Origin of the sequence: Micromonospora sp. NBS 11-29 (genome assembly GCF_002140155.1) — a bacterium.
Taxonomy (GTDB): Bacteria; Actinomycetota; Actinomycetes; order Mycobacteriales; family Micromonosporaceae; genus Micromonospora.
Genome location: NZ_NAPR01000023.1, coordinates 30,912 through 43,819, shown reverse-complemented (window position 1 = coordinate 43,819; position 12,908 = coordinate 30,912). Strand labels below are relative to the sequence as shown.

7 protein-coding genes and 1 pseudogene are annotated in these 12,908 nt (G+C 71.2%); 7 read left to right on the top strand and 1 reads right to left on the bottom strand.

The window, feature by feature from the left end; genetic code table 11:
* Positions 1-24: 24 nt before the first annotated feature.
* Complete coding sequence (locus B1205_RS24690) at positions 25-834, top strand: SigB/SigF/SigG family RNA polymerase sigma factor (protein ID WP_089157902.1); 810 nt, start codon at positions 25-27, stop codon at positions 832-834.
* 592 nt (positions 835-1,426) lie between these two features.
* Here B1205_RS24690 and B1205_RS24685 read toward each other — a convergent pair.
* A pseudogene (locus tag B1205_RS24685) lies at positions 1,427-3,396 on the bottom strand (glycosyl hydrolase family 28-related protein).
* 213 nt (positions 3,397-3,609) lie between these two features.
* On the opposite strand from B1205_RS24685, the gene B1205_RS24680 reads away from it, so the two are divergent.
* The 6 genes from B1205_RS24680 to B1205_RS24650 form a co-directional block, all read left to right on the top strand.
* Positions 3,610-4,611, top strand: coding sequence for a LacI family DNA-binding transcriptional regulator (locus B1205_RS24680; protein ID WP_089157790.1), 1,002 nt, complete (start codon positions 3,610-3,612; stop codon positions 4,609-4,611).
* Positions 4,612-4,919: 308 nt separating this feature from the next.
* The gene (locus B1205_RS24670; protein ID WP_089157788.1) at positions 4,920-6,296 is read left to right on the top strand and encodes an ABC transporter substrate-binding protein; all 1,377 of its coding nucleotides are present in this window, start codon (positions 4,920-4,922) and stop codon (positions 6,294-6,296) included.
* Between the two features lie 60 nt (positions 6,297-6,356).
* A complete protein-coding gene (locus tag B1205_RS24665; RefSeq protein ID WP_089157787.1) occupies positions 6,357-7,316 on the top strand; it encodes a carbohydrate ABC transporter permease in 960 nt (319 codons plus the stop codon).
* A gap of 3 nt (positions 7,317-7,319) precedes the next feature.
* The gene (locus B1205_RS24660; RefSeq protein ID WP_089157786.1) at positions 7,320-8,207 is read left to right on the top strand and encodes a carbohydrate ABC transporter permease; all 888 of its coding nucleotides are present in this window, start codon (positions 7,320-7,322) and stop codon (positions 8,205-8,207) included.
* 59 nt (positions 8,208-8,266) lie between these two features.
* Positions 8,267-9,898, top strand: coding sequence for a glycoside hydrolase family 13 protein (locus B1205_RS24655; RefSeq protein WP_089157785.1), 1,632 nt, complete (start codon positions 8,267-8,269; stop codon positions 9,896-9,898).
* 155 nt (positions 9,899-10,053) lie between these two features.
* On the top strand, positions 10,054-12,908 hold a 2,855-nt coding region (locus B1205_RS24650; RefSeq protein WP_089157901.1), incomplete at its 3' end, for a galactose-binding domain-containing protein.

The following is a 12,908-nucleotide window of genomic DNA, read 5'->3' as shown; positions in this document are numbered from 1 at the left end:
TTCTCCGAGGACAGGAAGGGCAGCATGACCACGATGACCATGGCACCGTCCGTCACCGAGGTGCACCGCGCGCCGCAGACCGGTGAGGAGAGCCGCGCCAGCGAGCTGATCACCGCGCTCGCCGCGCTGCCGGCCGACCACCCGCAGCGGGCCGGCCTGCGCAACCAGGTCATCGAGGCGTGGCTGCCGCTGGCGAACCACCTGGCCGCCCGCTACAGCGGCCGGGGCGAGCCGGCCGGTGACCTCGCCCAGACCGCCGCGCTGGGCCTGATCAAGGCGGTGGACCGCTTCGACGCCTCCCGCGGCGTCGACTTCGCCGGCTTCGCCATCCCGACCATCCTCGGCGAGATCAAGCGGCACTTCCGCGACCGCACCTGGAACATCCGGGTCCCGCGCCGCCTCCAGGAGCTGCGGCTGCGCATCTCCGAGGCGAACAGCACGCTGACCCAGACCCTCAACCGGGCGCCCACCGTCGCCGACATCGCCGCCCACCTCGCCGTCACCGAGGAAGAGGTGCTGGAGGGCCTGGAGGGTGCCCGCGCGTACAACGCGGTCTCGCTCTCGACCCCGATCGGCGACGGCGACAGCGCCACCGAGCTGGGCGACACCCTCGGCACCGAGGACAACGAGTACGAGTTGGCCGAGCTGCGCGCCTCGCTGGGCCCGGCGCTGGCCACGCTCGACGAGCGGGAGCAGAAGATCCTCACGCTGCGCTTCTACGGCAACCTGACCCAGAGCGAGATCGCCGCTCGGGTCGGCGTGTCCCAGATGCACGTGTCGCGCCTGCTCGCCCGCGCCCTGACCAAGCTGCGGGGCCAGCTCACCGAGGCCTGATCCGCAAGCACACTCGACACACGTCGCCACCGGCCGCGGGCCGGTGGCGATGTGCGTTGTCGGCACCCGCTCGCCCTGCCGCCGTGCGTGGCCCGCCCGCCGCACATCTGTTCGTTCGCGCATCTGTCCGTTCGCGTCGCCGGTTCGCCGATGTGGTGGCATTCGTGGTGCGCCGATCCCGCACCTTCGCCGAAATGGTGTGGAGCGTGGTGCTCGGGAGGGTTCTCGCCACCGACGTGTGTTCGGCGTGTCGCGGCCCGACGCAGAGGAGGCTCCACGTCGGTATACCAGCCAGTCATATTTATGACTGGCTGGTATACCGCTGCCGGACCGGCTGTACCCGCTCGTGCCATCACACGCCGTGATCGATCGTCCCTGCGGACGGGGGCGATGCCGGATGCCTCACGACGAGGTGCGCCCGTGCCACGACGTCGCGGCGGGATGGACCCGCAACCTCGAAGGACGACGCGGGCATCGGTGCGCTGAGCAGGGTGGGGATGAGCCGCGGGGCGGGTGTGTCGCAGGCGGGGACGAGGCGCAGGCAGGGACGAGGCGCGGGGCGACCGGAGTGGGGCCNGGGGCCGCGTCGGTGTCACCAGGTCGTCGGCGGGGGCGGCGGCACCACCGGCGGGCGGTCGTCGCAGGTGATGGTGTTGGGCAGCCACGGGGCCAGCCACCCGCCGTCGTTGCCGCCGAGATCGGTGAGGGTGAATTCCGACCCGGCCGGGGTGAAGTGGAACGAGCCGCAGTTGTTCACCCCGACCGCGCCCACGTTGCGCGCGTCGACGTCGGCGAAGCTCGCCCCGCCGGCGGTTCGGGCGCTCACCACGGAGGTGCCGGTGCCGTCGACCCGGATGCGCCGGAAGGTCACCCCGTCGATGCGTACGGTGTCCTTCACCGGCCAGTCGCTGACCAGCATGACGGCGTTGTAGGTGCTGTCCAGGTAGGTGTCGCCGACCACCTGGATGTCGGCATCGATGCTGCGGTCCAGCGCGTAGAACCAGATCGNCCGGTGATCCGGATCCGGCCGGCGAACGGCTCGGCCCCGAAGCGGGAGCCGACGTGGATGGCGCTGCCCTCGCGTACCGGGTCGGCGATCAGATTGTGCGCGACGGTCAGGTCGGTGCCGCCGTAGAGCGCGATGCCGTTGGCCAGCACCGGCGACTGCACGGTGTTGTACGCGAACGTGTTGGCCGCGTCGGCCGTGCCCTGCGACCACATGGCCAGCGCGTCGTCGCCGCTGTTGCGGACCACCGAGTTGGTGACGGAGGAGTGCGTGACGCCGGTGTGGAAGTTGAGCCCGTCGGCGATCTGGTCGGCGATCACGGTGTCGGTGACGCGCAGTCCGGTCATCGGCCCGTCGAACCACATCCCCACCTTGGTGTGGTGCAGGTAGAGGCCGTCGATGGTGCTGTGGCTCAGCGCCCCGCCGATGGCGTTGACCTGGTCGGTGTCGATCCGCTCCCGGACGTCGCCCTCGATCGCGAAGCCGGCGAGGTGGACGTTGCGGCTGCCCCCGTCGGCGGCGTCGCGGCCGTAGAAGCCGACGCCGGTGTGCCGGGAGCCGTCGGGGGCCGGGGTGTCGAGCGCGACCTCGCGCCCCTTGACCACGGTGTACCAGCTACCGGCGCCGGTGATGGTCACGTCGTCGACGACGACGTGCCGGTTGACCTGGAAGGTGCCCGGCGGTAGGTAGAGCGGGCGGTGCACCCGCCGGGCGTACGCGACGGCCCGGTCGAACGCGTCCGCGGACTCCCGCCGGCCGGTGGGGTCGGCGCCGAAGGCCAGCACGTTCACCGAGCGGGGGAGCACCCGGGGCGGGGCGATCAGGTGCGCGTCCAACAGGTCGATCACGGTCCAGGCGGCGTTCGAGCCGGCCGGCGCGGTCAACCGGACCACCTCGCCGGCCCGGTGGGTGCGCCCGAGCAGCAGCCGCTGCTCGTCGTAGAAGTGGTGCGGCCGGAACGGCTTGTCGATGACCGGCGCGGGCGTGGTGGCCGCCGGCACGCAGGCGCACTCGGTGATCCACCAGTCCGGGTGGAGCAGGTCGGCGCCGGGGTCGTTGGTGAACGGGTACTGGTTGTAGAGCCAGGCGTACTGGGAGGTGAGCGTCATGGTGCGGGCGGGCGCCCGCCCGACGGCGACGCGCAACGGGGCGGTGATGCCGCCGCCGCCCGGCGCGTCCGGGATGCTGTAGCGCACCGTCAGCGCGTTGCTGGCTCGGGGAAGCGTGAACTCGACGTACTGGCCGGGCAGCAGTCGTACGGCCCGGCGGCCGGACGCCTCGCCGGCGAGCGTGTAGGCGGACCGGTCGGGGCCGATGACCGTGCCGGTGGTGCGCGCGTGCTCGGCCTCCTGCTCGACGTAGTCGACGGTGGCGCCGCGGCCGGCCGTCAGCGCCGGGTCGAGGGCGGCCCGGGTCACCGCCGTGACCGGCGGGCGGGTCGAGGCCGCCGACGCGGCGGCTCCGGACGGTACGACCAGGGCGACGGTGGTGGCCGCCGCGACGAGGATCCGCGGCACGGCCGGGCGGCCGGTCGCGCGTCGAACGCTCCGCTGCATCGGAGCACCCACTTTCTCGGGGGAGGGGGACGGTGGTGGCCTCGGCGCGGGACGGGGGCCCCGCCAGCAAGGTGCCTCATGTTATTCCTGGCCTCTGTCGTCTTTCAAGCAAGGCGCTGCTCGAATCTTTCGGCCGGATTGCGCGTGAAGATGACCGGGAGGATGCCGATCCCCTGTTCAGTTCTTGCAAGAATCAGACGTAAGATTGCCGCCGTGACGAAGCGCTTGACGGAGGTGGCCCGCAAGGCGGGTGTCAGCGAGGCAACCGTGAGCCGGGTGCTCAACGGCCGCGGGGGCGTCTCCGAGTCGACGCGCACGGCGGTGCTGACCGCGCTCGACGTGCTCGGCTACGAGCGGCCGACGAAGTTGCGCGGAGAGCGGGCCCGACTGGTCGGGCTGGTCCTGCCGGAGCTGCAGAACCCGATCTTCCCGGCGCTGGCCGAGGTGGTCACCGGTTCGCTCGCCCAGCGTGGCTTCACCCCGGCGCTCTGCGCCCGCACGATCGGCGGCGTGCCGGAGTCCGGCTACGTGGAGATGCTCCTGGACCACCAGGTCAGCGGTGTCATCTTCGCCGGCGGCTCGTACGCGTTGGCCGACGCCTCGCACGAGCACTACCGACGCCTGATCGACCGGGGCCTGCCCGTGGTGCTGGTCAACGCCGGCGTCGAGGAGTTGGGCTTCCCGCGGGTGTCCACCGACGACGCGGTCGCCGTCGAGCAGGCGTACGGGCACCTGCGGTCGCTCGGGCACGAGACGATCGGCATGGTGCTCGGCCCCGAGGACCATGTGCCGTCCCGGCGCAAGCTGGACGCCATGGCCCAGGTGGCCGGGTGGGGCGAGGACGCGAGCTGTGTGGAGCGCTCCAGCTTCTCCATGGAGGGCGCCCGGGTGGCCGCCACCAAGCTGGTCGAACGCGGGGTGACCGGCATCATCTGCGCCAGCGACGTGCTGGCGCTGGGCACCATCCGGGCCGCCCGGCGGCTCGGGCGCGCGGTGCCGGCCGACATCTCGGTGGTCGGCTTCGACGACTCCGCGTTCATGACCTGCACCGATCCGCCCCTGACCACGGTGCGGCAGCCGATCGAGACGATGGGGCAGGCCGCGGTGGATCTGCTGGTCACCCAGATCGAGGGGGCCGGCGTGCTGCACGACGAGTTGCTCTTCGAACCCGAGCTGGTGGTGCGGGGCTCCACCGCGCCCGCTCCCCGCGCCTAGCGGCGCCAGTTCGGGGTTGTGGCGGCGTCCAGCTCGCCCTGACCCCGCCACATCGGCGTACCGGCGTCGACCTCCGGCCTGAGCAATCGCGAAGCGGACAAACCGGGCCGGGTGACGCCCGGCGAGATCGCCATGCCCGCGCGGGGCCACCCGTCGATCGGGTTGGTCGCGATCATCCGTTGCGAAGTCGTGTTCTTTCGTCATCGGATCGAAACCTTGCTGTGAAGAGTCCATGTCGCTACATTGACTCCACTTCCACCTGACCCCAATCAAGGTCATCGATAACCCGTTCCCGAAGGGATGGACAGATGTCCGTACCGCAATATCGGAAGGTCGCGGCCATGGCGCTGGCGGCCGGCCTCGGGCTCAGCCTCGCGGCCTGCTCCACGAAGAGCGACGACTCCGGCGACGCCGGTGGCAAGGTCACCATCACGGTGGACTGCCAGCCGGTCGGCGCGCAGAAGGAGCTGCTGAAGAACTGGAACGACGACGTCGCCGAGTTCCAGCGGCAGAACCCGGACATCGTCGTCAAGAGCGTCAGCGTCGGCGAGCAGTGCAACAACCCGCCGGACTTCACCGCCCGCCTGGCCGGCGGCACCGTCACCGACGTCTTCTACGGCTACATGACCGACCTTCAGCAGGTGCTGGACTCCGGTCAGGCGATGGACATCAGCGAGTACGCCACCAAGGACACGATCCCCACCTGGGACAGCGTCGACCCCGCGCTCAAGGAGGTCTTCACCGACTCGGGCAAGCTCTACGGCGTACCGGTGAAGAACTACTCGATGGGCCTGATCTACAACAAGGCGCTGTTCCAGCGCGCCGGGCTCGACGCGGCCAACCCGCCGAAGACGTGGCCCGAGGTGCGCGCCGCGGCCAAGAAGATCTCCGCGCTCGGCGGTGGCGTCGCCGGATACTCCGAGTACAGCGCCGGCAACACCGGCGGCTGGCACTTCACCTCGCTGCTCTACTCCCAGGGCGGCCAGGTGCTCAGCGCCGACGGCAAGAAGGCCGACTTCAACAACCCGACGGGCAAGCAGGTCCTGCAGAACCTCAAGGACATGCGCTACGGCGACAACAGCATGGGCAGCCGCCAGCTCCTCCAGTGGGGTGACCTGCTGACCAACGCCGGCGCCGGCAAGGTCGGCATGTTCATCGGCGCCCCCGACGCCACCCAGGCGATCGTCAGCCAGTTCCAGGGCAAGTACCAGGACTGGGCGATGGGGCCGCTGCCCGGCCAGGACGGCCCGGCCAAGGCGACGCTCGGTGGCGGCGAGGGCTACTTCTTCAAGAAGGGCCTCAGCCCGGAGCAGGTCAAGGCCGGCCTGAAGTGGATCGCCTACCAGAAGCTGACCCCGGGCAAGGGCCAGTTCGACTACGTCCGGGCCAAGCCGCAGAACTACCCGGTCGGCCTGCCCCAGCCGCTGCTGTTCACCAACGGCAGCGACGCGCAGAAGAAGGAACTGGAGCTGCGCAAGGCCAACGCGAACGTGGACACCACCAACTTCGCGGTCTTCGAGGCGAACCCGGTGCCGATCAAGGGTGAGCCGCGCAACGCCCAGGCCATCTACGCGGTGCTCGACTCCGCGATGTCCGGGGTGCTGACCAATCCCAACGCCAACATCGACACGCTGCTCAAGACCGCCGAGGACAAGGTCAACCAGCTCCTGGCCGCCGGTAGCTGATCCGACCCGCGTGGGGGCCGGCCCCGCCCGGCCCCCACCCCGACCACCGCAGGAGTCGCCTTGGCGCTCACCACCGCCCCGGGAGTCACCCGCCGTCCCGGCCGTCCCGCGCCGACGCCGCAGCGTTCCGCCGCGCGCCGGGCCGGACTCGGCCGAAGGGTACGGGACAACCTGACCGGGCACACGTTCCTCATCGGCGCGGTCGCCTGCTTCGCCGTCTTCTCGTGGTACCCGATGGTGCGCGGCGTGATGATGAGCTTCCAGCGCACCCGGCGCGGCGAGACCACCTGGGTGGGCTGGGACAACTACACCCGGATCATCGCCGACCCGAGCTTCTGGACCGCCTGGAAGAATACGTTCGTCTTCACCGGTCTGGCGCTCGTGCTCGGGTACGCCGTGCCGTTCTTCGTGGCGATCCTGCTCAACGAACTGCGCCACGCCAAGGGCTACCTGCGGGTGCTGGTCTACCTGCCGGTGATGCTGCCGCCGGCGTCCGCGCTGTTCCTGTTCAAGTTCTACGCGTACGACCCGAGCGAGGCGGGGCTGTTCAACGCGATCCTCACCGCGGTGGGCCTGCCCACGTCCGAGTGGATGCAGTCGCCCACGATGACGATGCCGGCCATGGTGCTCGCCTCCACCTGGATGAACATGGGCGGCGCGGTGCTGATCTACCTGGCCGCGTTGCAGAACATCCCCGGCGAGCTGTACGAGGCCGCCGAGATCGACGGGGCCGGCGTGTGGCGGCGGATCGTGCACGTCACCGTTCCGCAGACCCGGCTGATCCTCGCGCTGCTGGCGATGCTCCAGATCGTGGCCACCATGCAGCTCTTCATCGAGCCGCTGATCCTGGCCAACGGCGCCGGCACCCAGGACTCGGCGACGTCGGTGGCGTACCTGATCTATCAGCACGGGTTCTTCCAGAACGACCTCAACGGCGCCGCCGCGCTCGGGGTGATCATGCTCGTGGTGCTGGCCGGGTTCTCCGCCGTCTACGTGCGACTGACCGCGAGACAGGACTAGGACATGGCAGCCGACCTCACCACCCGGACCCTCATCTCCCACGCCCAGCTTCGTCGCGGTCGCGGCCGGATCCTCTACTGGGTGCTGCTCACCCTCGTCGTGGTGACGTTCACCCTGGTCTTCCTCGGCCCGCTCTACTGGATGGTCACCGGCGCGCTCAAGAGCGGCCAGGAGATCGCGCAGACCCCACCGTCGCTGTTCCCGCGCGACCCGCAGCCGCAGAACTACGTCGACGCCTGGACCAACCTCGACCTGGCCAAGCTGCTGTTCAACACGTTCTACTACGCCACCGGCGCGGTGCTGTTCCAGTTGGTGTTCGACACCGCCGCGGCGTACGCGTTGTCGAAGCTGCGCCCGGTGCTGGGCGGCGTGATCCTCGGCATGATGCTGGCGACGTTGATGATCCCGGCGATGGTGCTCATCGTCCCGCAGTACGTGACCGTGATCGACCTGCCGATCGTGCACGTCAACCTGCTCGACTCACCGTTCGCGATCTGGCTGCCGCTGGTCGCCAACGCGTTCAACATCTTCCTGCTCAAACGGTTCTTCGACTCGATCCCGGAGGACCTGATGTCGGCCGCCGTGATGGACGGCGCGTCGCCGCTGCGCACGCTCTGGTCGATCGTCCTGCCGATGTCCCGCCCGATCCTCGGCGTGGTCGCGATCTTCGCGGTGACCGCGGTGTGGAAGGACTTCCTCTGGCCGAAGCTGGTCATGCCGTCCCCGGAGACGCGGACGGTCAGCGTCGGCATCTACGCCTTCGCCGGCGGCACCCCGCAGAACGTGGTGATCGCCGCGTCGGTGATCGCCGCGATCCCCACCGTCGTGTTGTTCCTGATCTTCCAACGGAACATCATGTCCGGCCTGACCACCGGCGGCCTCAAGGGCTGACCGGGCGCCGCCGCCCGCAGCCCGCCGCAGCAGAACCGACCCGCAGAAAGCAGGTGCCCGTGTCCAACGTCGACAGCAGCCCGTGGTGGCGCTCCGCGGTGATCTACCAGGTCTATCCGCGTAGCTTCGCCGACGGCAACGGCGACGGGATCGGCGACGTCGCCGGCATCCGGTCCCGCCTGGACCACCTCGCCACGCTCGGCGTCGACGCGATCTGGTTCAGCCCCTGGTACCCGTCCCCGATGGCCGACGCCGGCTACGACGTGTCCGACTACCGCGACATCGACCCGGTCTTCGGCACCCTCGCCGAGGTGGAGGCGCTGATCGCGGAGGCGCACGCGCTGGGCATCCGGACCATCGTCGACGTGGTGCCGAACCACTGCTCGGACGCGCACCCGTGGTTCCAGGCGGCGCTGGCCGGCGGCCCGGACGCCCCCGAGCGGGAGCTGTTCTGGTTCCGCACCGGACGCGGCCCGAACGGCGAACTGCCCCCGACGGACTGGACCGGCGAGTTCGGCGGCCCGACCTGGACCCGCACCACCGACCCGGACGGCACGCCCGGCGACTGGTACCTGCACCTGTTCGCCCCGCAGCAGCCCGACTTCAACTGGGACCACCCTCGAGTGCGCGCGGAGTTCGAGGACGTGCTGCGGTTCTGGTTCGACCGCGGGGTGGACGGCATCCGCATCGACTCCGCCGGCCTGCTGGTCAAGGACGGCACGCTGCCCGAGGTCGACCCGGACCGGCCGCACCCGTTCCGCGACCAGGACGGCGTGCACGACGTCTACCGCGCCTGGCGGCGGATCGCCGACAGCTACCCGGGCGGCCGGGCGCTGGTCGGCGAGGTGTGGCTGCCGGACCGGCAGCGGTTCGCCAACTACCTGCGCCCGGACGAGCTGCACACCGCGTTCAACTTCGACTTCCTCGGCTGCGCGTGGGACGCCGCCGCGCTGCGGGAGAGCATCGACGGGACGCTGGCCGCGCACGCGCCGGTCGGCGCGCCGGCCACCTGGGTGCTGTCCAACCACGACGTCACCCGACACGTCACCCGCTACGGCCGGGCGGACACCACGTTCAGCTTCGCGGCCAAGCGCGAGGGCATCCCCACCGACCTGGAACTGGGCACCCGCCGGGCCCGCGCCGCCGCGCTGCTCTCCCTCGCCCTGCCCGGCGCCGCCTACGTCTACCAGGGCGAGGAGTTGGGGCTCTGGGAGGTCGAGGACATCCCGTACGAGATGCGGCAGGACCCGATGTGGGAACGCTCCGGGCGGGTCGACCCGGGCCGCGACGGCTGCCGGGTGCCGCTGCCCTGGCAGGGCGACGACCCGCCGTTCGGGTTCAGCCCGGACGGCGCGACCGCCGCGCCCTGGCTGCCGCAGCCGGCCGACTGGAAGGACCGCACGGTCGGCGTCCAGACCGGCGACCCGCACTCGATGTTGGAGCTGTACCGGGCGGCGCTGGCGCTGCGCCGGGCCGAGCCGGCGCTCGGCGACGGGGCGATGACCTGGCTGCCCGCGCCGCGACGGGTGCTCGCGTTCACCCGTGAACCCGGGTTCACCTGCCTGGTCAACCTCGGCGACGAGACCGTGCCGCTGCCCGCGCACGAGAAGCCGCTGCTGGCCAGCGGTCCGCTCGACGACGACCGGCTGCCCCCGGACACCGCCGTCTGGCTGCGTACCCGACCGGCCTGAACCGCGGCGGCGCCGGCGGATCCGTCCCGCCGCCGGCGTCACCGCACCGCATCACGACCGGCGGCCCGTCCTGGCCGCCGCCGCACCTGGGGAGGAAGGAACAGCACCGCCGTAAACGGGGGACCTGGCCACCGACGAAAGGGAGCACACCCCGCATGGCCGAGCACCGCACCACGCACCGCCACCGCAGAACCGGGCTGGCGGCCCTGTCCGCCGCCGCCCTCGCCGCCTCGACACTGACCGTCGTGGCATTGACCTCCACCGCCACCCCGGCGCACGCCGCCGGGCTGTCCCCGTTCGACATCACCGGCCGCGGCGCCACCGTGCCGTTCCGCGAGCAGGAGGCGGAGCAGGCCGCCCACAACGGCACGAAGATCGGCCCCGACCGGCGCTACGGCACGCTGCCGTCCGAGGCGTCCGGCCGGGAGGCGGTCACGCTCGACGCGGTCGGGGAGTACGTCGAGTTCACGCTCGCCGCCCCGGCGAACGCGGTCACCTTCCGTTACAGCCTGCCGGACAGCGCCGCCGGCACCGGCCGGGACGCCAGCATCGACCTGCGCGCCAACGGCAGCCTGGTCAAGGCCGTTCCGGTCACCTCACGGTACGGCTGGTACTACGGCGGCTACCCGTTCAACAACAACCCGGGCGATACCAACCCGCACCACTTCTACGACGAGACCCGGGCGATGTTCGGCACCACCTACCCGGCCGGCACGAAGATCCGCCTCCAGGTCTCCTCGACCGCGCAGTCGCCCACGTTCACCATCGACCTGGCCGACTTCGAGCTGGTCGGGTCGCCGATCGCCAAGCCGTCCGGGGTGCTGGACGTGGTCACCGACTTCGGCGCGGACCCGACCGGCGCCACCGACTCGACGGCGAAGTTCCAGGCCGCCGTGGACGCCGGCAAGGCGCAGGGGAAGGCGGTGTGGATCCCGTCCGGCACGTTCACGCTCTGGGACCACGTGGTGGTCGACGGCGTGACGCTGCGCGGCGCCGGGCCGTGGTACTCGGTGCTCGGCGGCCGGCACCCCACCGACCGCAAGCGGGCCGCCGGCATCTACGGCAAGTACGTGCCCGGCGGCGGCTACTCCGGTGAGATCCGCTCGCACGAGGCCGGCGGGCCCAGCCGCAACGTCACGCTGCGGGACTTCGCCATCATCGGCGACATCCGGGAGCGGGTCGACGAGGACCAGGTCAACGCGCTCGGCGGCGCGATGTCGAACTCGGTGGTGGACAACCTCTGGTTGCAGCACACCAAGGTCGGCGCCTGGATGGACGGCCCGATGGACAACTTCACCATCCGCAACAGCCGCATCCTCGACCAGACCGCGGACGGGGTGAACTTCCACTGGGGCGTCACCAACTCGACGGTGACGAACACGTTCGTCCGCAACACCGGTGACGACGCGCTGGCCATGTGGGCGCAGAGCGTGCCGAACGTGGGCAACTCGTTCACCCACAACACCATCGGTGTGACGATCCTGGCGAACCACCTGGTCACCTACGGCGGACGCAACATCACCATCGCCGACAACGTGACCGCCGACTCGGTGACCAACGGCGGCGGCATCCACGTCGCGAACCGCTATCCCGGGGTGACCGGGTCGACGGCGGTGGCCGGCACCATCACGGTCGCCCGCAACACGCTGATCCGCAACGGCAACTCCGACTACAACTGGCAGTTCGGGGTGGGCGCGATCTGGTTCTCGGCGCTCAACGAGCCGATCCAGGGCGCGGCGATCAACGTCACCGACACCGACATCCTGGACAGCTCGTACGCGGCGCTGCACTGGATCGAGGGGCAGACCAGCGGGATCAGCTTCACCAACGTCCGGATCGACGGCGCGGGCACGTACGCGCTCCAGGTCCAGGCGCCCAGCCAGGTGAGCTTCACGAACGTGCGGGCCACCAACATCGCCCAGGCCAACCCGATGCACAACTGCGTCGGCAGCGGCTTCCAGATCACCCAGGGCACCGGCAACTCCGGCTGGTACACCGCCACCCCGTACTGCGGGCCGTGGCCGCAGCCGCAGTGGGGCAACGGGCCGTCCAGCCCGCCGCCCACCAGCGTGCCCCCGACCACGGCCCCGCCGACCACCGCGCCGCCGACCACGGCCCCGCCGACCACGCCGCCGCCGAGCGGCGGGAACCTGGCCCTGGGCCGGCCGGCGACCGCCACCAGCGTCAACCAGACGTACGCGGCCGGCAACGCGGTCGACGGCAACGCGGCCACCTACTGGGAGAGCGCGAACAACGCGTTCCCGCAGTCGCTGACCGTCGACCTGGGCGCGTCGCGCACGGTCGACCGGGTGGTGCTGAAGCTCCCGGCCGGCTGGGAACGCCGTACCGAGACGCTGTCCGTGCTCGGCTCCACCGACGGCTCGTCGTTCTCGACGCTCGCCGCGTCGACGGGGCGTGTCTTCGACCCGGCGGCCGGCAACAGCGTGTCGATCGCGCTGCCCTCCGGTGCCCGCCGGTACGTCCGGGTCACCGTCACCGGCAACACCGGCTGGCCGGCGGCCCAGCTCAGCGAGCTGGAGGTGTACGGCGGCGGCACGACCACGCCGCCGCCCACCACCGCCCCGCCCACCACGCCGCCGCCGACCACCGCGCCGCCGACCGGCAACCTGGCGGCGGGCCGGCCGGTCGCGGAGACCAGCCACGCCGACGTGTACGGCGCCGGCAACGTCGTCGACGGCAACACCAACACCTACTGGGAGAGCGCCAACAACGCGTTCCCGCAGTCGGTGACCGTCGACCTGGGCAGCGCCCGCCCGGTGGCCCGGGTGGTGCTGAAGCTGCCCCCGTCGGCGGCCTGGCAGACCCGCAACCAGACGGTGGCGGTGCTCGGCTCCACCGACGGCTCGTCGTTCACCACGCTCAAGGCGGCGGCCGGCTACACGTTCGACCCGGCGTCCGGCAACAGCGTGTCCATCGCGGTGCCCGCCGGTGACCGCCGCTACGTGCGGCTGACCTTCACCGGCAACACCGGCTGGCCGGCCGGCCAGCT

What these genes read in the sequence shown, in the direction of transcription:
- B1205_RS24690 (WP_089157902.1), top strand. Translation starts at nt 25, where the DNA reads ATGACCACGATGACCATGGCACCGTCCGTCACCGAGGTGCACCGCGCG.
- B1205_RS24670 (WP_089157788.1), top strand. Translation starts at nt 4,920, where the DNA reads ATGTCCGTACCGCAATATCGGAAGGTCGCGGCCATGGCGCTGGCGGCC.
- B1205_RS24660 (WP_089157786.1), top strand. Translation starts at nt 7,320, where the DNA reads ATGGCAGCCGACCTCACCACCCGGACCCTCATCTCCCACGCCCAGCTT.